The following is a 19,016-nucleotide window of genomic DNA, read 5'->3' as shown; positions in this document are numbered from 1 at the left end:
CCTTGCGGGACGAAGAAGTGGCGAGGCTGTTGAGCCTCGCGCAGGGGAGCAGCGGCGAATCGATTACTCGTACTGCAGGATGAACGGCAGGGTGGCGTCACCACGACCGGCGGTGGCAGTGCCGGCGGCGCCGGTGGTCACGTAGGCTGCGGAGAAGCTCAGGGTGGCATCGCCGCCCGCAGCGCCAGTGCCGTGCACGTCGCTCTGGATCTTGGCGGTAGCGGCCGAGCTCAGGTCGATCAGGTTGCCGTTCGGGTCGAGCAGGGCGATGCCGACGTTGGCCGCGGTGCCGGTGCCTTTGGTCAGGGCCAGGACCTTCTTGCCGGTGACCAGGCCCGAGCCGCCGCTGTTGGCGTCGAAGACCATCGCCACCTTGGTGCCGACGTTGCAGTTGACGTTGAGGTTGAAGTCCTTGCCGGTCACGCGGCCTGCGCTCGGGTTCTCGGCGGTGCCCATGTCCTTGATCGAGACGGTGCCCATGTCCACGGCGATTACGCGGTCGGCATTGGCGCCGTCGACCGAACAGGCGTCATTGTTGATCACGCCGGTGAAGGAAATCTTGCCGCTGCCACCGTTGACTGGCCCGGTAGGATCGGCAGCCAGGGCGCCGGCTGAAGCGGTAATCAGCGCGAGGGTCAGTGCGGCCAGGGAGAATTTATTCATATTGATGTCCACATGAAAATGAGTAAGTGCTGCAACTAAATGCACGCTCACAATAAGTCAGGTGGTTTCCCTGGCCCATCAGACGAATCTTAATGGTCGGCCAATCAAACTGGGTTAATTGAAGATATGACTTGCCAGGCAATAGGCCAATAATTCCTGGTCGCTGTTTACTTCAAGTTTGCGCATGGCGGAAACTTTCTGTGCACTGATGGTCTTGGTACTTCGGTGTTGGCTGCGGGCAATTTCGCTGACACTTTGGCCGGCCACGAACAGGCGCAGTATTTCGAATTCCTTGGGCGACAGGTTTTCTACCCGTTGGTCGATGGCGGTGTTGCAGGCCACCACCGAATGCCTCGCCGGTTCCGGCGCCCGGTAGGTGCTGTTGCGCGCCACGGCGTTGAGCGCCTTCTCGATTTCGCCGTGCAGCTGGCTCTTCTGGATGACACCGTCCACGCCCAGCTCCTGCAGCCGCGTGAGGATCAGCGGGTTGGAAATCATGGTCAGCACGAGAATGCGAACAGCGGGATAGTGGCGCTTGAGATAGTCGATCAGTTTCAACCCGTCACCGTAGGGTGAGTCTGCCGGCATGTTGTAGTCGGAAATGACCATGTCCACGGGTTGGCGTTCGAGCAGTTCGATCAGCCCTTGCGAGCAAACGGCTTCGCCGACCACGCAAAAGCGCGGGTCGCGTTCGACCAGTTCACGGACGCCGAGCAGTACGATGGGGTGATCGTCGGCGATGATGACCTTGAGTTTTTCCATAAATGACGACCCGTTAGCCGGTGCGGATGAGAGGGTGGTTTCCATGCGTTATCAGCGCTGTAGTTGATTCTATGCAAGGCTGTCGAGCATGGCCGACAACCTGTCCAGCACCTCGCGCATCCTAGCCGCCAGGGTAGCGTCGAGCGGCGAGTTGGCCAGCGCGTCCTCAAGTGCGCAGCACTGCTCGGACAGGGCTCTGGCCTGCACCGCACCGAGGGCCCCGGCGACGCTGTGCAGGCGCTCGCCAAGACGCCGATGGTCGCGCTGTTCGAGGGCCAGGCGCAACTGCTGCAGGTCTTCGTGCAGGGTGCTGATGAACAGCGCGCGCATGCTGGCGGGTACTTGCACGGTGTCGCCGGTGGCGGGCAGGGGCGAGCTGCCGTGGGTGTCCGCTTGCGCCTGGCTGGGACCATCGGCCAGGACCGGGCGGCACAGACGGAGCAGATAGCTGCGCAAGGCCTGCAGGCTCAACGGTTTGACCATCCAGGCATTCATGCCCACCTCGAGGCAGCGCTGGCCCTCTTCGCGCAGGGCATTGGCGGTAACGCCGATGATCGGCAGGCGGGCGTCGTGCTGGCGCAGGGTCCTGGCCAGTTCGTAGCCATTCATCAACGGCATGTTCACGTCGGTCAGGACCAGGTCGAACAGGCCTGGCTGCCAGCGTTGCATGGCCTGTTCGCCGTTGGCCGCGACGACCGTGGTGCAGCCCAGCGCCTCGAGCTGCTCCTGCAGGATCGCCTGGTTGATCGGATTGTCCTCGGCCACCAGCACATGCAGGCGCAGGGCGGCACGTTGCTGCTGGGTGGGGTCGTGGCCATCGGCCGCCCCGCCCTGGCGCACCAGGGCGATGGCCTGGGCGATGGCGCGCACGTCATGCAGGTCTACCCGCCAGCAGCCGTCGATGAATGCACCGGGGGCCGGGCCGTCGCTGCAGGCGCAGATCCGCTGGCCATGCCAGCTGGCAGCGTCCGGGCAGTCGAGCAGATCGACCAGCAGGGCCTGGGGGTTGTCCTGCTCGAGAGGGGGAATCGTCAGGGTGGCGGCGATGCCCAGGCGCTGCAGCCAGTCGACGCCATGCTGGGCAAGTTCCGGTATCGGCGCACGCACGTACACCGGGGTCGGGTCGGGCACTAGGCTCGGGCAGTCGCTCAGCGCCCCCTCGGCCAGCGGCAGGCTGACGGTGAGCGAGAAGCTGCTGCCCAGGCCCGGCTCGCTGACCACCTTGATCCGGCCGCCCATCATCTCGGCCAGCCAGCCGCAGATCGGCAGGCCCAGGCCTGCGCCGCTCTCGCTGGAGGCGTCGGCGACCTGGTAGAACAATTCGAACAACCTGGCTTGCTGTGCCTGGGAAATGCCGATGCCGGTATCGGCAACCTGGAACTGCAGGCTGACCTGGCTGGCGTCGAGCGCCAGCACGCGGGTGCGCAGCACCACCCGGCCGGTGTCGGTGAACTTGATGGCGTTGCTCAGCAGGTTGTTGAGGATCTGGCGGATGCGTATCGGGTCGCCGACCACCTGGGCCGGCAGGCGGGCGTCGTGGCAGGCATACAGCAGCAAGCCCTTGCGCTCGGCGAAGGCGCGATAGGTGCGCACGGTGTCCTCGAGCAACTCCAGCGGGCAGAACGTTACCGGCTCGAGCGCCATTTGCCCGGACTCGATCTTGGTCACGTCGAGCACGTCGCTGATCAGCTGGAACAGGGTTGCCGAGGAGCGCTGGATGGTGTGCAGGTAGCCTTGTTGGCGAGCATCCAGCTGCGTCAGGCCGAGCAGCTCGAGGGTGCCCAGCACGCCGTACAGCGGGGTGCGGATCTCGTGGCTCATGGTCGCCAGGAACAGGGTCTTGGCAGTGTTGGCGGCATCGGCGGCGCGGCGCGCCTCGTCCAGCGCCTGGGCGTCCTCGACGTGGCGGGTTACGTCGTTGAATGCATAAAGGCGCACGTCTTCGCCGTGGTAGCGGGTCGACACGAAACCCACCTGCAGGTGGCGGCCTGCGACCTGCAGGGAATGTTCGCCGCTGCTGGCCTCGTCCACCGTCGAGGCGAGGGTGCTGACCAGTTCGCGCGTGCCTTGCCATTGCTGCGCCCGCTGGTTCTCCAGCAACACTTCATGGTCGCTGCTACGCACCACGCACAGGCCGGTCGGGGCGGTATCGATGACCACCCGGCTGAAGGCCTCGCTCTCGGCGATGGTCTCGTGGGCGGCGCGTGCCGGCAGGACGACCTGGCGCTGATACCAGCGGATGGCCACCCGGCCCAGCCCGATCAGCACCAGGAAGGTGGCGGCGATGCTGGTCAGCGACCAGAACGCATAACGGAAGAAGTGCCGGTAGGTCACGGTGTAGACCGCGCTCCAGCCGCCGTTGGCCTGTTCGTGCAGGCGGAACACCAGGCCTTCGGCTTTGATGTTGAGGCCCTCGTGCACCCCCTCCAGGGAGGCAGGCGTGCCGATCAGCACCTCGCCGGACGGGGCGATGAGGTTGAAGTGGTCATACACGGTCCAGTCCATGATGCGTTCGAAATCGTCGATCTGCGCCAGGTCCACCAGCGACGCCACTTGCGTGCGCTGGCTGTCGGCCTTGGCCGGGTGCAGGATGACATTGGCGTAGGCCAGCACACGCGGCGGGGAGGCCTGGTCCGGCTGTTCGACATAGCTGCGCCAGATGATTGCGCCTCCCGGGCGCCAATCCTCGGCGTGCGGCTGGCGTGCCATGACCTGGCGGATGACGTCGATGAACGGTTCTTCCTCGGGCTTGCCGCGCCCGCGTCCTGCAGCGGGCACGGTGATGTCGTAACGGGCATCCGGCGAGAACAGGAACACCTGCGGCGAGCGGTAGGGTGAGGCTGACCAGAACATGCTGTAGAAACTGGCCAGGTTCGCTCCTTGGGTGTACACCTCCGACACGTCGCGGTCAGCGAAATGGCGCCGGTCGAGCTTGAGGCTGAACGGCATGGAAAATGGAAAGACCTCGCCCTTGTAAATGTCCGGCCCTTCTTCAGGCAGCGGCGTCAGCACGGGTTCCAGCGCGCGAGGGTAGTCCAGCAACTCCCCCTTGGCGCTGCGTTGCACGAGGGCCTGGAGGAAGGTTTCCTGTTCCTGGACATTCTCCATCAGGCGGGCGAAATGGATGCTGATCGTATCGCTGTGTTCTTCGACCAGGCGCTCGATCGACCACAAGCTGAAGCCCGCCAGCAGCAGTGCCAGGCCCAGCAGCACGGTCATGCCTTTGTTCAGGCGCAGGGAGCTGCGGGCCAGGTTTTCCAGCAGGGCGTTGTACTGTTTCATGCAAGGATCCGCAAGGCCATGGGGCGTCGATAACCAATGTAGATTACCTTGGATGCCCGCCCGGCGCCGTGAGTTACAACGGGTCAGTAGGCCGACGGCGGGCCGTCGCTGTTCAGCAGGCGCTGGAACTGTTCCGCCGACACGGCATGGGAAATCAGGAAGCCCTGCACCTGGTTGCAATCGACCTTGCGCAGCAGTTCGAGCTCCTGCGGCGTCTCCACCCCTTCGGCGACCACGGTGAGGCCGAGCTTGCGGCCCAGGGCGACGATGCTGGCCAGGGCCGAGGCCAGGCTTTCGCTTTCATCGCAACGCTGCACCAGCGCGCGGTCGATCTTGAGTTCGGTGAAGGGCGTCGAGACCAGGCTCATGTAGGAGCTGTAGCCTTTGCCGAAGTCGTCCTGGGACAGGCCGAAACCTTTCATGCGCAGGCGGCAGGCACCCGCATAGAAGTTGCTCAGTTGTTCGGGAATGGAGCATTCCATCAGCTCGAAGCAGAGCTTGCCGGGCACGCCCTGGTGGTGCAGGACGAATTCCAGCAGGCGATCGGCCAGGTCATGGCTGTTCAGCAGGTGGGTCGGCAGGTTGATCGACACCGGGATGTCATAGCCCCGTTCCCGCCAGCGCGCCTGGGCATCCATGGCTTGCTTGAGCATCACCCACAGCAGCCGTTCCTCCAGGCCGAAGGCATTGAGCGCTGGCAGGAAGGTGCCTGGCAGCAGCACGCCTTGCTCCGGATGCATCCAGCGCACCAGCGCCTCGGCCGCGACGATGCGGCCGTTGTGCAAGGACTTCTTGGGTTGGAACCAGGCCTGGAAGGCCCGGTTGTTCAAGGCATCGACCAAGGTCTGGCGGTCGAATTCGGGGCTGGCCGCCGTGGCCTGGGCCGGCGCCTGATGGTGCAGCTGCAATTGGTCGATCAGGCTGCGCAGTGCGCTGGGCTCGACGGGCTTGGAGATCAGCCCGAGCACGTCCACGCCGAGGTTCTTGGCCACCAGGCTGGCCGCCATCAGCATGCGCCGCGAGGCCGCGCTCATGATCGCCAGGCCTGGCTTGTGGCGCAGCCCGGCGAGGTGCTGGATGAACTGCACACCGTCCATGCCGGGCATCAGCAGGTCGGTCAGGACCAGGTCGAAGTCACGCTGGCGCAAGCGCTCCAGCGCTTCCTGACCATCCCGGGCCGCTTCCAGGTTGAAGCTGCCGAGTTCGCTGAACAGGTGTTGCAGGTACATATGCTGGAACGGGTGGTCTTCGACGATCAGGATGTTAAAGGGCTTCAAGACGGCTACCTCGATACGGGGCCAGGCAGTTGAACAGGGCTTGCAGGTTGAAGGGCTTGATCAGGCAGCGATCCATGCCGGCGGCCAGGCACAGTTCTTCCTCGCCGCGCAGGGCATTGGCGGTGGCGCCGACGATGGGCCGGGTGCAGCCCAGCCGGCGCAGGGCGCGGGCCAGTTCGTAGCCGTTCATGGCGGGCATGTTGACGTCGGTCAGCAGCAGGTCGAAATGCTCGCGCTGCCAGGCTTGCAGGGCCTGTTCGCCGTCGCTGGCCAAGGCCACGCTGCAGCCGAGCTGCTCGAGCTGGTCACGCAGGATCAACTGGTTGATGACGTTGTCCTCGGCCACCAGCACGTGCAGCCCCAGTGGCTCGGTCGAGGGGGCCGGCACGGCCTGGTCCCGGGGGCGGCGCAGGCCCTGGGCCTGGCCGACGGCCTGGTGCAGGGCGGCCAGGTCGTTGAGGTTGACCTGCCAGTGACCGGCTTCGTGCCGCGCCTCCCAGCAGTCCTGGGCGCTGGCCAGGATGCGTGGGCCCGGCCATTCGGCGACCAGCCAGCGCTCGACATTGCCGGGATGCAGTTCGACCAGCAGTTCGCCAGCCAGGGCGCTGCCCGCTGGCGGCGCGCCGACCTGGGCGCGTGCGCCCCAGCGGCACAGCCAGCCACTGATGGCTTCGGCCAGTTCGTGTACCGGCGATACCACGTGAATGCGTTCGGCCAGCAGGTTGAACGGGGCGCTGGCACGGCCTGACGCCTCCTCCAGGGGCAGGCTCAGGCTGAAGCTGCTGCCCAGCCCCAGCTCGCTGACCAGGCGCAGCTGGCCGTTCATCAGTTGCGTCAGGCGCTGGCAGATCGGCAGCCCGAGCCCGGTGCCGGGGATGGCCTGGGTGTACCCTTCGGTCTGGTAGAAGGCGTCGAAGATGAACGGTTGGTCCTGTTCGGCGATGCCCTTGCCGGTGTCCGACACCTGCCACAACAGGCAGGAGCGCTCGCCATCGCGGTTGAGCAGCCTGGCGCGCAGCACCACGCGCCCGCAATCGGTGAACTTGACCGCGTTGCTCAACAGGTTGTTGAGGATCTGGCGGATCCGGTTGACGTCGCCGATCAGGTGTTCCGGCAGGCGCGGGTCCAGGCAGCTGTAGAGCTGCAGGCCCTTGCTCGTGGCCGCCGCGCTGTAGCCCTGGATCACTTCGCGGACCAGGTCCGGGGCACTGAACTCGCTGAGTTCGAGGGCCAGTTGGCCGGCCTCGATCTTCGACACGTCCAGCACGTCGCAGATCAGCTGCAACAAGGTTGACGAGGAACCTTCGATGGCCCTCAGGTAATCGCGTTGCTGGGCGTCGAGCGTGGTACGCGAGAGCAGCTCCAGGGTGCCCAGCACGCCATACAACGGCGTGCGAATTTCATGGCTCATGGTCGCCAGGAACTGCGTCTTCGCTTCGTTGGCTGTGTCGGCCGCGCGCCGGGCGTCCTCCAGCGCGGCCTCGATCTGCTTGCGGGTGCTGATGTCGCTGAAGGCACACAGCAGCACCTGTTCACCCTTGTAGCGGGTGGGCGCGCAGCTCAGGTACAGGTGGCGCCCTTCGGCGCTCTCGAAGTAGTCGCTGCACTGGCCGTCGGGCCGCTCGAAGGCCTGCTCGATCCATTGCGCGCTGCGCAGGCTGCGGGCCTGGTCCTGACCCAGCCACTGCTGGGCCAGGTGGTTCTCCAGCACCACCTGGCCATCGCTGCGGCGCAGCACACACAGGGCGACGGGGGCGGTTTCGATGACGTCACGGCTGAACATCTCGCTTTCCACCAGTGCGCGGATGCGTTCGACGGTGGGGGTGAAGAAGCGCTGGTCGAAACGCTGGATCAGTACCCGTATCAAGCTGATGCTGAGCACGCAGAACAGCAAGGCACCGAGCAGTTGTTGCCACAGGCCGGCAAGGATGGCGGACAGGTCGATCGCGTAGACCAGTTGCCAGTCCGAGGACATCAATGGCTTGCTGATGACCAGGTGCTCAGGCAGCAATCCCTGGCCGGCGAAGCCGAAAAAGTCGTTGCCCACGGGCTGGCGCAGCGAGCGCTCCAGCGTCGGCTCCGGGCTGTTGGTGAATACCAGCATGCCGTCGGCGTTGAACATCATGAATTCGCCTGCGCTGGCATCCCGGAGCGCCGGCGCCACGGCCTGGCTGTCGATTTCCAGGCCCAGCCAGCCAGAATCCGGGTCACGTTCGTCCAGGCGCAGGAAGATGAACAGGCGTGAACGGTGCACATCGTGGTCGGCCAGCCACAACTCCTGGGCAGCGGTGGATCGTTCCCCCGCGGCACGCAGCTGCTCCAGCAACGCAGGCGAAGGCAACGCGGCCTGGGCATCAGCGTGGTACAGCCAGCGCATCGGGGCCTGAGCCGCGGTGTCGACATACAGCAGGTTGACCTGGCGGGCCTTGAGGTACGCGCACATGCGCTGGGTCAGCCACAGGCTCCAGCGCTTGTGCGGCTGGCTGCCCAGTTGCAGGTGCACTTCCTCGCCCGGCGCCAGTGGCACCCAATCGATGAGCGGATCCGTTTGGCGCACGGCCGCGAGGCTCAGGCTCTCCAGCAGTGCCTCACGGTTGGTGAAGAAGGTGTGGGCCTCGGCGATCGCGCTGCTCATGGCGCCGTGGCGCCGGGCGATGTCGGTGTTGAAGGTGAACGACAGGAAATTGTAGGCCGCGCCGAGAATGCCGGCCGACAGCACGATCGCCAGCAGCCGAAGCAGGCGGCGCGCTGCCTCGGGGTCGGAGAGGAGGGGGTTGATTTGTTGCAGGTAGGCTTTGAGTCGCATCCCGTGAATGTAGGGAGACCGCTGGCAACTGGACATCAGACGATCCTTAAAGGTCGCCTGGCCGGGGGCCTACTTGTAATACAGGTCAACCAGCGCCATGGCTTCGAATGGGCCGGGGATGGGCGCCGAGCGCCAGATCAGGTCGGCACGGAACGCGTTGCGGATCAAGCCCGGCACGGTCAGCTCCGTCAGCTTGAACCAGGTGTCGAAGGGCACCGGTTGGTTGCTGTCCTGCTGGGTCAGGGCGATGCCGACCGAGCTGTTGTTGCTGGGCACCAGCAGCTTGTCGATAACGCTGGCGCTGCCAGCGACGGGGGTGAAGCGAGCATTGATGGTGTAAGGTGTGTCGCAGGACCTGACCAGGTCGAGGCTGAAATCGGCCGAGCTGGCGACCTGGCCGACCTGTGCCGAGCTGGCAAGAGCGCGGCGAAAATTGACCACTGACGGCAAAATGGTCAACTCGGGAGAACAAGGGACAAAGCGGATGTTGTCCATGCCGGTGATGACATAGTTGAGGTTGCTGTCGGGCCTTGGGTTGAGTCCGTCCTTGCCATCTAGCTGGAACACGCGGTATTCGCTCAACGTGCTTGCTTGCCCGTTGGTTGGCGTTTTGCCGTACTTTCTGATGAACACGGTAAAGTTCAGGGTGAACCGGGCCTGCCAGCCCAGGCAGTTTGCCCAGATGCAACCATAGCGTGAGTTGAAACCGGTGGTGACGGCGCCCGAAGCTTGTGTGATCTCCTGGGCCTTGTAGCGTATTCCGACCCGTATGCCCTTACCGATGTCGGCCTTGGCCGGGTTGATATAGAAATAGATGTCTTCCACGACGCCGGTTTGAGTGTCATCGATGCAAATGACCGAAACCGAGTGTGGTGCCGATTCCCAGATGATCGTGCCGTCGGGCGCGTCGGCCGATACAGCCAGTGCGGTGCCCAGTGCCTCCTTCAATACCGCCTCCTTGGTCGGGTCCAGCTTGCAGGACAGGGCGTAACTGGTGGCGGGGCAACTGGCGGCGACGAGCAACAGGCCCAGCAGGTGTTTGCGGATCAAGGTCATGGGGTAGCTATCCTGTAGCGGTGTGTTCACGGCAGGGCGATGCGGTGGTGCCTCTGCAGGCCGATATCGGTGAGTTCGCTGAACGTCAGGTGGCTCTGCACGGGCAAGGGTGAAGGTGCTTCGAGGGTGAGCGATTGCCCCGGGCGCAGCAGGATATAGTCCGTGAGCTGTTGCGACTGCCCAGGGTTGTCGAGCCGCAGGTCCACCAGCGAAACATGGAAGGCACTCGGGTTATGCACTTCGATCCGGCCGGGCTGGGGCGTGCGCCATTGCAGGCCATCGGCTGCCGCACTGGCCGAGCCTGGCAGGCCGGCAGGGCGGTAGAACAGCTTCAGGCGCTGGCGGATGGCGAACTGCAGGGTGTCGGCCTGTTCGGGCTTGCGCGGGATCTCGAGAATGTTCAGCCAGAACAGTGACTCCCTGTCCTCGGGCAGGCCCTGGCCGGCGTACAGCACCCGCAGCAGCTGCTGGCCGTTGGCCGGTATCAAGGCTAACGGCGGGACAACCGCGAAGGGGGTATCGCGGCCCTCGTCGGGGCTGCTGACCCAGCTCTGCACGACCGTGTCGAGGCCGCTGCGATTGACCACGTTGATGTTCGTTTCCTTGGCCGAGCCCTGGTAGATCAGGCGTGTGCCTTCGATCTTGAGCTGGCACCAGGCCGTGGAGGCCAGGCTCATCAGCAGGAGTGCCGCCATGGCCGGGCGCGAGAGGGTATGAAGCAGGCGCGACATGGTCGGGAAGGGGCTCCGGTGAGGTTGGCTGGGAGGGGCCTGGCTATCCTAGACCGCTGCACCGCCGCCGGCTTTGAGACGTTTCTTAAACCGTCGCGTGGTTTATTTTGCGGGTTTGTGAACGACCTCACGCACGCAGCCAGGCCAGCCAACGCTCATCCGATAGTCTCAAGCGTGGGTATCGGGGAGTGGAAATCATGAGCGGCAAGCGATTCGCAGTGACTGTGGCAATGTGCCTGGCCCTGGTGGGCCAGGCCCAGGCAGGCGGCGTTGTCGCCTCAGGAGTGCTGCAATTCAGTGGCAGCATCGTCGAACCATCCTGCACCACCACGGTGGGCAGTGCCGGTTGGCGCATGGATAACTGTCCGGCGCTGGCGCGTGACAGCGTCATTGGCATCCAAGCGGTGGACGAGCAGGCGCTGCCGGCGCACGCGGTACGCATTGATCGTGGGCACAGCGTGGACCAGGCCTACAGGCTGGTCGATGAGCACGGCAAGCCGCTGACCCAAGGCCATTACGTGGTGGTCGTGACCTCACCTTGAGGGTGGCGCAGCCAGCCTTGAGTCAGCGCTGGCGCAATTGTCGCGGGGTGGCATTGAGCAGGCGCCGCATCAGCCGCCGCAGCGCCGTTGCGTCCTGGTAGCCGACCTGCGCCGAGACCGCTTCGACGGAATAGTCGCCAGACTCGAGCAGCGCCCGGGCCTTGTGCAACTGTACCCGCTGGATCAGCTGCCGGGTGGAGTGTCCCGTTGCCTTGCGCACATGGCGCGACAGGGTCCGCTCGGACATGCCGACGCTTGCCGCCAGGGCCGTGACGCTGGCCGGTTCCGGCAGCGACCTCTCGATCTCGGCAGTCAGGCGCGAGATCAGCGCATTGCCTTGGGCCAGCACGGCGGGGATGACAAAAGGCGCCTGCAGTTGCCGGCGGTCGAGCAGCAGCGCCTTGCCTACCGCGTCGGCGATTTCAGGTGACAGGCGCCGACGAAGCAGGTGCAGCATCAGGTCGGTTTGCGCGAAGGCGGCACCTGCCGTGGTCACTGGGTGATCGGCCAGCACCATGAAGTCCGGGTCTACGCGGCAACCGGGTGCCAGTTGCTGCAGATGCGCTGCCAGCCACCAGGAGGTGGTCACCCGTCGGCCGTCCAGCAGCCCGGCTGCCTGCAGCAGAAACACCGCCGAGCAGGATGCGGCAATTTCCTGGCCGCTGGCGATATGACTGCGCAGCGCAGCGAGAAAGGGCGCTGTCCATGGCTCGGCGAGGCGCTGCTCGAGCAGCTCGATGTCGCTGACGCCGATGCCCGGTATGACCCAGCAGGAATGGTCCGCGGCGCTTGCTTCGAGTGGTTGTACCGGCAGTTGCAGGCCATGGCCCAGCGCTACCGGACCCGGTTGCGGGCCGCAAACCCGCCAGCGTGGTGCGGCCAGGCCGAGCCGCCCGCTGACGGTGGCTGCGCTGGCGAGGATGTCCAGGGTGGCGGCGACGCTCGTCGCGAATGCCCCCGGTGTGACCAGGATGGTGAAATCGTACATTGTCGGATTATGCTCGAAACGGGACGGATCCGACACTTATGCACGCAACGGCTGGCAGGCCTAATGGCGCCTCCATTCATCATCAAGGTTTCCGCCATGCCCAACATTCTGATCAAGGTACCTGCCGGAGCTTTCAACGAGGCGCAACGCGAACAGCTGCTCAAGCGCGTCAGCGAGGCCGCCATCGCCCACGAACACATGGGTAGCGCGCTACCGCAGCGCGGCCTGTGCTGGGTACTCATCGAGCAGGTCCGTGGCGCTGACTGGCTGTGTGGCGGGGTGAACCTGCACGCCCAGGCCATTCCCTGCATCGTCACGGTAAAGGTGCCGGCCGGGGTCCTCGATGCACAGATGCGCAAGGATTATGTGCAGGGCCTGCACCAGGCCATCGAACACTGCGTGGGGCAGGCTGACGGGCGCATGCTGATGACGTCGATACAGCTGGTCGACGTCGCCGATGGCACCTGGGGCGCGAACGGCAACCTCTGGCATCTCGCCGATTTCACCCGCGCTGCCGGTTACGGCCATCTTGTCGCTCGCGCCCAGCCATGCGGCTAAAACCTGCGTACCGCCGTGCAGACGGGTTGGGCGATCCAGCCAGCCGGCACGGCGCTGTCAGGGGTGGGCTGGATAGTCGATGTAGCCTCGTTCGTCGCCACCAAAGAAGGTTGCTGGGTCGGGGGTGTTGAGTTGCAGGCCGTCGCGGATACGGCGTGGCAAGTCCGGGTTGGCCAGGAACGGTCGGCCGAAAGCCACCACGTCGGCACGGCCTTCGGCAATCGCTTGTTCGGCAGAAGCTGCGTCGTAGCCGCCTGCGATCACCAGGACACCTTCCCAGGCATCGCGCAGCTGCAAGATGATCTCGTCCCAGCGCGGGTCGAAGTTTTCGTCCTTGACGGTACCGACGACCGCGGGCTCGACCAGGTGCAGGTAGGCCAAGCCGTAGCGGTTCAGCGACTTGACGATGTAGCTGAACGTTTCGAAGGGGGTGTCATCGCCCATGCCCATGAACCGCCCCATCGGGGTGAGGCGCACACCGACGCGATCGGCGCCGATCTCTCGCGCCACGGCCTGGACCACCGCCAGCAGCAGGCGCGCCCGATTCTGGTACGAGCCGCCGTAAGGGTCGCTGCGCTGGTTGCTGTTGCTGTTGATGAACTGGTCGAGCAGGTAGCCGTTGCCGGCGTGGATCTCGACGCCATCCATGCCCGCCGCCATGGCATTGAGCGCAGCATTGCGGTAATCATCGATGATCGCCGCGATCTCTTCGACTTCCAGGGCGCGCGGGACCGGTACATCACCCCACACGCCATTGCCGTCGTGGTCGACGATGAACGTCTTGCCGGGCGCTGCGATTGCACTCGGTGCCACGGGCAGGCCATGGTCAGGCTGGAAGCTGGGGTGCGATACGCGCCCGACGTGCCACAGCTGCATGAAGATGCGGCCGTCCTGTGCGTGCACCTTGTCGCTCACCTGTTTCCAGGCTGCGATCTGTTCAGCCGTGTAGATGCCGGGGGTCCATGCATAACCTTGGCCCTGCCGGGAGATTTGCGTGGCTTCGGTGATGATCAACGCTGCGCTGGCGCGCTGGGCATAATATTCCGCTGCCATTGCCGTCGGGATATCGCCGGGTTGGCCCGCACGGGAGCGGGTCAAGGGGGCCATGGCAATACGGTGTGGCAGTTGCAAGGCGCCCACGCGAATGGGATTGAACAGGTGAGGGGCCATTACTCAGTTCCTTTGCAAGTGGTTTGAATGCGGTTGGCAAGTGCAGCGCTAGCGCGGCTGTTTGCTGGAGTCAGGTTAATGTCCGGCGCCCAGACTGATAATCAGCACAACCGGGGCAAGTGCATTGCGCAACTCGCAAAGCCCGGGAACCTTCAAAGCGCCGTTCGCGCTTTACCTCGGTAAACCCGCAGCACATCAGCCATGACCGACAATGCAATTTCGGCGGGGGTCCTGGAGCCGATATCCAGGCCGATGGGCATGTGCAGACGGGCGACATCCGCAGCCGACAAACCGCCGATCCGGCGCAATCGCTCCGCGCGTCTTTCCGAGGTCCGTTTCGAGCCCATGGCACCGATGTAGAAGGCAGGCGTGTGCACGGCCTCCATCAATGCGAGGTCGTCGATTCTAGGATCATGGGTCAGCGCAACGACCGCCGTCGCTTCGTGGCAACCGCCGTTGGCGATGTAGATCGAGGGCAGTAGCGGAATCACCGTCACGCCCTCCAGCGCCAGCGTGGCCACTTCTTCTCGCGGGTCGCATGCGATCACTTCAAAGCCCAGGGCCCGGGCGAACTGTGCACAGGCCTCGGCAACCGGTGACAGGCCTGCCAGCAGCAAGCGCAGTGCCGGGCCCAGGCTGATCTCCAGGCGGCTGCCAATACGCACCACGGTGTCGCTGCCGTCGGTGCGGCTGCGGGTGCTGAACAGGCCGCCTTCCAGGTCAATCACCCGGGTCAGCCGACGTTGACCGCGCAGCGCGTCGAGCAACTGGCGCAGGTGGGCGCGCCATTCGGCGCTCGGGCGCCTGTGCTCGACCAGTACGTCCAGGCTACCGCCACACGGCAGCTGCAGGCGACTTCGCTCCTCGGCACTGGCGCCGTAGCAGATGACCTGTGCTGGTGCGGCATGCTCGCCACGGCCGAGTGCTTCGAGAAATGCCTCCTCGACACAGCCGCCGGACAACGAGCCGCTGTGCGCGCCGGACTGGATGGCCACCAACATTGCGCCAGGCGCGCGCGGTGCCGAACCGAAGGTGGAAAGGACCGTGCATAACCACACGCTGTGTCCTTCGTCTGCCCAGGCCAGCGCCTGCTCCAGCACCGTCACATCAAGATGTTGCATCTGCCGTTACCTTTGCAAAACGCGGGTTCAAGTACCGCCGGTTCATGCCTTGCGGGCCAGCGGCAGCGCCAGCCGGCGCTGGCCGGTGGCATCCGCCACTGCGTTACCCAGGGCTGCGGCCATCGGGCCCTGGACGATTTCGGCTGCACCGAGGAAGGGTTGGCCAGGCTGGTCGATCAGGTGCACTTCCACGTGTTTCGGCAGTTGCGGGAAGCGCAGGATCGGATAGCCACTCCAGTCATAGCTGCGTACCCCACCGGGGTCATAACTGACCGCCTCGTAGAGCGTCCAGCTGCTCGACTGGACGATGCCACCCTCGACCTGGTTGCGCAGCCCATCGGGGTTGACGATCTGCCCGACGTCCACCGCCGTGACTACCCGCTGAATCGCGATCTCGCCGGTTTGCGGATGCACCTGGATTTCCACTGCCACCGCGCAGTAGCCCATGATGTTCTTGTAGCGGGCGAAGCCCAGGCCGATGCCCGTGCCCGGTGCAGGCGACCGCCGTGGCCAGGCGAACTCATCGCGGGCCCGTTCGACCACGGCGCGGGCCCTTGGGTCGGTGAGATGGCTGAGGCGGAACTCGACGGCATCCACGCCTGCCTGCGCCGCCAGTTCGTCCAGGCAGGCCTCGATGGCAAACACATTGATATGGGCACCCAGCGAGCGCATTGCCGAAGTGCGTAACGGCATTTCGCTGATGAAGTGCATGTCGATGTCGCTTGCGCCCGTCTGGTACAGCGGGATCGCGTTGCGGTCGCCATCCCCTTCTGGCTGGGCAATCGGCACCGATGGCGCCGAGGTGAACGGGCGGGCGAGCAGGCGCGCGGGCACCAGGCGGCCGGCGTTGGTGATGCGCTCGTTATGTGGCGTGGTCCATAGCTGGTACTTCCAGTGGTTGATGCGGCCGCTGCTGTCCAGGCCGGCTTCCAGTTCGGTGAGCATGGCCGAGCTGTACGGTTCCCACAGGTTTTCCTGTTCGCGCATCCATTGCACGCGCACCGGCACGCCTGGTACTCGCATGGCGATGAGCGCCGCGTCGGCTGCGGCATCATCGGCACCGTTGTGGCCGTAGCATCCGGAACCTTCGGCGTGGATGCAGCGCACAGCCGTCAGCGGTAGGCCGAGCATTTCGGCGATGCCCGCACGCAGCGGGAACACACCTTGGGTATGGGTCCAGACGGTCAACGTACCGTCCTTGAACCAGGCCAGCGAGCAGGAGGGGCCGATGGAACCGTGCATCAGGTATTGTTTGGTGACACGCGCCCGATAGGTCTTGCCACTTGAAGGCGTCGGCTGGCCTTCGTGCTGGATGGGGTAGCGCCTGGATTGCAGCTTGGGCAGCAGCTGGTGGATGACGGCCTGGTCCGGAATCACCTCGCCAGTGGTCCACGTTGCCGCCGCGTAGCCCGCCCGCATGGCCTTGATGGCCTGCCATTCATCCCTGGCCACCACGGCGAGATAGTTGCCGTCCTCGACCACCTTGACGATGCCCGGCAGGCGTTCAATCGCCTGTTTATCGAAACCGGTGAGCGTGCAGCCCGGCCTGGGTGGCCGGATCACCCGGGCATGGAGCATGTCCGGCAGGCGCATGTCCTGCACGAACGCCGCGCCACCGCTGACCTTGGCCGGAATATCCAGGCGTGGGATGGCGTGGCCGATGAGCTTGAACTGCGCAGGTGGAAGGTCCGGCGAGTTGGCCTTGGCATATTGATGCAGGTCCACGCCCGCTACCGCCTCGGCATAGCTCATGCGGGCGCCGGACGGGGCCGTGATCATCGCACCGCCTGTCTGCAGCGACGATACGTCCACGCCCCAGCGCCTGGCGGCCGACTCCATCAGCATCTGCCGCACCTGCGCGGCGGCATTGAACAGCGCCGTGCCGCTGTCGAAGATGGTATGGCTGCCGGCCGTGTAGCCTTCGTTCGGTGTCAGCGCCGTGTCCGCCGTAAGGAAGGTGACCGCCGCCGGCGAGACGTCCAGCCGCTCGGCCGCAATCTGCAACAGCGCGGTCTTCACCCCGGTGCCCAACTCCACTTTCCCGGTATACACGGTGATGCCTTCGACGCCGACCTTGATCCACGCGTCGAGGTAAGGGTTGGTGCGCAAGCTGCCGGGCAGATCCGGGGCGAGCACGACAGTACCGAGGGTATCCACCTCGGTATCGGCCAGCGCCTTGCGGGCGGCCGGCATCAGCGCGAATGCCATCAGCAGGCTGCCGCCCTGCAGGAACGCGCGGCGACCGAATTCAGTTGTGGACGACATGCAGGCCACCGTTTTCGACGACGCGGGTGATCGCTTCGATGATTCGCAGATGCGTGCCGCAGCGACACAGGTTGGTGGCCATGTGCGCGCGGATGGTGGCTGCGTCGGGCCGCGGATTCTGCTCCAGCAAGGCTTGGGCGCGCATGATCATCCCGGCGATGCAGTAGCCACACTGCGCGGCCTGGGTATCGATGAAGGCTTGTTGCAGCGGGCCTGGCCGTTCAGGCGTGCCCAGGCTCTCGACGGTGCGCACGTGGCGGCCTTGCATGCCAGCACACGGGGTCACGCAGGCGAATACCGGCTGGTCGTCGACGATGACGGTGCACGCGCCACACTGGCCCAGCCCGCAGCCATACTTGGCGCCGTTGAGTTCCAGGTGGTTGCGCAAGGCATAGAGCAGCGGCATGTCCGGGTCGATATCCAGGCTGTGCAGCTTGCCGTTGACTGTAAGGTTCACGTTGCTCATGGGGTCTCCTCGCGCAGAGCCTGAATAGTCGAATGCAAATCCGGCCACGGCCGATCTGGGGCGGCTTGGCCACGGACGAAGGCCGCCAGGGCGGCGAGCTGCTGGTCGTTCAGGCTGGCCGCGAAGGGCGGCATCGCCGGGCCGGGCTCACCGGGTGTGGAGGCAATGCCTTCCAGTACCGTCTTGATGAAGTTGCGTGGCGCAGGGGCTTGCACCGAGGACGTCGCCGTCAGCGCTGGCCGGCCGTCGATACTGCGCATCGGTGCGGCTGCACCGTGGCAGCCTGCGCAGGCGGCCTGGAACAGATCACCCCCGAGGCTGGACGATTCGGCCGAGGCCACAGCCTTTGTTTCGAGCGTGGCGGGTTGGTGGGGGGAGGCCGGCAAACTGAGCAGATATTCCGCCATGGCTTCGACGTCGCTCCGAGGCAGCCGCGCGAGTTCCTGGCTGACCGGGCGCATGGGGCCGGCCGCGGTGCCATGGCCGTCGACGACCTTGGCTTGCAGGTAATCCACCAGCTGGGCTTGGGTCCAGGGCGTTTCGCGGCTGGCCAGGCCGAGCAGGGAAGGGGCCGCCCAGCCGTCAACCACGCCACCGGCAAGCGCCTGGCCCGTTTTCTCGGCACCGAGCAGGTTCAAAGGGGTATGGCATCCGCCGCAGTGGCCCGCGCCTTCGACCAGGTAGCGGCCACGGTTCCACTGCGGCGACGCCTGCGCGGTCGGCACGAACGGCGCTGAATGCAGAAACAGCAGGTTCCAGCCCGCGACCAGCGGGCGCAGGTTCATCGGGAACTTCATGCGGTTGGGGGTTGCCGGCTGGTACACCGGAGGCCCGCTCATCAGGTAGGCATAGGCGTCCGCCAGGTCCTGATCGTCGAGCAGCCGGTAATGCGTGTATGGGAAGGCTGGGTAGAGGAAATGCCCATCGCGGGAAATCCCGTCGCGCATGGCGCGCTGGAATGCTTCGAGTGGCCAGCTGCCGATACCGGTCTGCGCGTCAGGGGTGATGTTGGTGCTGTACAGCGTGCCAAACGGCGTCACCAGTGGCAGGCCGCCTGCCAGGTACTTGCCGCCAGGGCGCGTATGGCAGACCGCGCAGTCGCCGGCGGTGACGACCTGGGCACCGCGTGCGATCTGTGCGGGTTCGAATGCCATGGGCCGCTCGATCGGATCGATTGCCGGTCGCCACATCAACCCGAACGCTGCGGCTAGCCCACCCACGCCCAGCGCAATAGCTGCCAATGCCCAACGCTTCCTACGTGACATCGATACCCACCTCGTTCTCCGCCCTTGGCAACCAGCAACTCCCGGTATTGCCGGATGCCGATCA

The 19,016-nt window shown here is 65.2% G+C and carries 15 protein-coding genes; 2 read left to right on the top strand and 13 right to left on the bottom strand.

The window, feature by feature from the left end; translation table 11 throughout:
* Positions 1-63 precede the first annotated feature (63 nt).
* The 7 genes from JKP78_RS15945 to JKP78_RS15915 all read right to left on the bottom strand — a co-directional run bounded on the left by JKP78_RS15945 (position 64) and on the right by JKP78_RS15915 (position 10,577).
* Positions 64-663 carry a fimbrial protein gene (locus JKP78_RS15945; RefSeq protein WP_186687288.1) on the bottom strand — a complete coding sequence of 200 codons (600 nt, stop codon included), beginning with the start codon at positions 661-663 and terminating at the stop codon, positions 64-66.
* Positions 664-777: 114 nt separating this feature from the next.
* Entirely contained in the window at positions 778-1,425 is a 648-nt protein-coding gene (locus tag JKP78_RS15940) for a response regulator (protein WP_063913809.1), read from the bottom strand.
* 69 nt (positions 1,426-1,494) lie between these two features.
* Positions 1,495-4,707, bottom strand: coding sequence for a hybrid sensor histidine kinase/response regulator (locus JKP78_RS15935; RefSeq protein WP_186687291.1), 3,213 nt, complete (start codon positions 4,705-4,707; stop codon positions 1,495-1,497).
* An 83-nt stretch (positions 4,708-4,790) separates the two neighbouring features.
* The gene (locus JKP78_RS15930) at positions 4,791-5,984 is read right to left on the bottom strand and encodes an EAL domain-containing response regulator (RefSeq protein WP_170028961.1); all 1,194 of its coding nucleotides are present in this window, start codon (positions 5,982-5,984) and stop codon (positions 4,791-4,793) included.
* Entirely contained in the window at positions 5,971-8,790 is a 2,820-nt protein-coding gene (locus tag JKP78_RS15925) for an ATP-binding protein (protein ID WP_186687293.1), read from the bottom strand. Before JKP78_RS15925 ends, JKP78_RS15930 begins: the two co-directional genes overlap by 14 nt.
* Positions 8,791-8,859: 69 nt before the next feature.
* Positions 8,860-9,846, bottom strand: a complete 987-nt coding sequence (locus JKP78_RS15920) for a fimbrial protein (RefSeq protein WP_200626957.1) — start codon at positions 9,844-9,846, stop codon at positions 8,860-8,862.
* A gap of 26 nt (positions 9,847-9,872) precedes the next feature.
* Positions 9,873-10,577: a fimbrial biogenesis chaperone gene (locus tag JKP78_RS15915; RefSeq protein ID WP_186687297.1), complete on the bottom strand. Its 705-nt coding sequence runs from the start codon at positions 10,575-10,577 to the stop codon at positions 9,873-9,875.
* 197 nt (positions 10,578-10,774) lie between these two features.
* Between JKP78_RS15915 and JKP78_RS15910 the strand changes: the two genes are divergently transcribed.
* Positions 10,775-11,119, top strand: a complete 345-nt coding sequence (locus JKP78_RS15910; protein ID WP_186687299.1) for a hypothetical protein — start codon at positions 10,775-10,777, stop codon at positions 11,117-11,119.
* Between the two features lie 22 nt (positions 11,120-11,141).
* Here JKP78_RS15910 and JKP78_RS15905 read toward each other — a convergent pair whose 3' ends face one another.
* Positions 11,142-12,107 (bottom strand): GlxA family transcriptional regulator, encoded by a 966-nt coding sequence (locus JKP78_RS15905; RefSeq protein WP_186687301.1) that lies wholly within the window; start codon positions 12,105-12,107, stop codon positions 11,142-11,144.
* A 96-nt stretch (positions 12,108-12,203) separates the two neighbouring features.
* Between JKP78_RS15905 and JKP78_RS15900 the strand changes: the two genes are divergently transcribed.
* Positions 12,204-12,665, top strand: a complete 462-nt coding sequence (locus JKP78_RS15900) for a tautomerase family protein (RefSeq protein WP_186687303.1) — start codon at positions 12,204-12,206, stop codon at positions 12,663-12,665.
* Between the two features lie 57 nt (positions 12,666-12,722).
* Here the strand turns inward: JKP78_RS15900 and JKP78_RS15895 are convergent, their stop codons facing one another.
* From JKP78_RS15895 to JKP78_RS15875, 5 genes are all read right to left on the bottom strand, one after another.
* Positions 12,723-13,835, bottom strand: a complete 1,113-nt coding sequence (locus JKP78_RS15895; RefSeq protein ID WP_186687305.1) for an alkene reductase — start codon at positions 13,833-13,835, stop codon at positions 12,723-12,725.
* A 152-nt stretch (positions 13,836-13,987) separates the two neighbouring features.
* On the bottom strand, positions 13,988-14,956 hold the full coding sequence (locus JKP78_RS15890) for an XdhC family protein (RefSeq protein WP_186687307.1): 969 nt from the start codon (positions 14,954-14,956) through the stop codon (positions 13,988-13,990).
* 42 nt (positions 14,957-14,998) lie between these two features.
* Positions 14,999-17,221 (bottom strand): xanthine dehydrogenase family protein molybdopterin-binding subunit, encoded by a 2,223-nt coding sequence (locus JKP78_RS15885; protein ID WP_200626956.1) that lies wholly within the window; start codon positions 17,219-17,221, stop codon positions 14,999-15,001.
* Positions 17,205-17,687 carry a (2Fe-2S)-binding protein gene (locus tag JKP78_RS15880; protein ID WP_186687311.1) on the bottom strand — a complete coding sequence of 161 codons (483 nt, stop codon included), beginning with the start codon at positions 17,685-17,687 and terminating at the stop codon, positions 17,205-17,207. The genes JKP78_RS15885 and JKP78_RS15880 overlap by 17 nt, the downstream gene beginning before the upstream one ends.
* Positions 17,684-18,841, bottom strand: a complete 1,158-nt coding sequence (locus tag JKP78_RS15875; RefSeq protein WP_420831034.1) for a cytochrome c — start codon at positions 18,839-18,841, stop codon at positions 17,684-17,686. The genes JKP78_RS15880 and JKP78_RS15875 overlap by 4 nt, the downstream gene beginning before the upstream one ends.
* Between the last annotated feature and the right edge of the window lie 175 nt (positions 18,842-19,016).

It is taken from the genome of Pseudomonas sp. LAM2023, assembly GCF_016620375.1.
Classification (GTDB): Bacteria; Pseudomonadota; Gammaproteobacteria; order Pseudomonadales; family Pseudomonadaceae; genus Aquipseudomonas; species Aquipseudomonas anuradhapurensis.
Note: the sequence above shows the minus strand (reverse complement) of the source record. Positions and strands in the feature narration are given on the sequence as shown.

Excerpts from the sequence above, each read along its gene's own strand:
- JKP78_RS15885 (WP_200626956.1), bottom strand. The coding sequence starts at position 17,221 with ATGTCGTCCACAACTGAATTCGGTCGCCGCGCGTTCCTGCAGGGCGGC.
- JKP78_RS15880 (WP_186687311.1), bottom strand. The coding sequence starts at position 17,687 with ATGAGCAACGTGAACCTTACAGTCAACGGCAAGCTGCACAGCCTGGAT.
- JKP78_RS15905 (WP_186687301.1), bottom strand. The coding sequence starts at position 12,107 with ATGTACGATTTCACCATCCTGGTCACACCGGGGGCATTCGCGACGAGC.
- JKP78_RS15940 (WP_063913809.1), bottom strand. The coding sequence starts at position 1,425 with ATGGAAAAACTCAAGGTCATCATCGCCGACGATCACCCCATCGTACTG.
- JKP78_RS15890 (WP_186687307.1), bottom strand. The coding sequence starts at position 14,956 with ATGCAACATCTTGATGTGACGGTGCTGGAGCAGGCGCTGGCCTGGGCA.
- JKP78_RS15945 (WP_186687288.1), bottom strand. The coding sequence starts at position 663 with ATGAATAAATTCTCCCTGGCCGCACTGACCCTCGCGCTGATTACCGCT.
- JKP78_RS15895 (WP_186687305.1), bottom strand. The coding sequence starts at position 13,835 with ATGGCCCCTCACCTGTTCAATCCCATTCGCGTGGGCGCCTTGCAACTG.
- JKP78_RS15910 (WP_186687299.1), top strand. The coding sequence starts at position 10,775 with ATGAGCGGCAAGCGATTCGCAGTGACTGTGGCAATGTGCCTGGCCCTG.
- JKP78_RS15920 (WP_200626957.1), bottom strand. The coding sequence starts at position 9,846 with ATGACCTTGATCCGCAAACACCTGCTGGGCCTGTTGCTCGTCGCCGCC.
- JKP78_RS15915 (WP_186687297.1), bottom strand. The coding sequence starts at position 10,577 with ATGTCGCGCCTGCTTCATACCCTCTCGCGCCCGGCCATGGCGGCACTC.
- JKP78_RS15925 (WP_186687293.1), bottom strand. The coding sequence starts at position 8,790 with ATGCGACTCAAAGCCTACCTGCAACAAATCAACCCCCTCCTCTCCGAC.
- JKP78_RS15900 (WP_186687303.1), top strand. The coding sequence starts at position 12,204 with ATGCCCAACATTCTGATCAAGGTACCTGCCGGAGCTTTCAACGAGGCG.
- JKP78_RS15935 (WP_186687291.1), bottom strand. The coding sequence starts at position 4,707 with ATGAAACAGTACAACGCCCTGCTGGAAAACCTGGCCCGCAGCTCCCTG.
- JKP78_RS15875 (WP_420831034.1), bottom strand. The coding sequence starts at position 18,841 with ATGGCATTCGAACCCGCACAGATCGCACGCGGTGCCCAGGTCGTCACC.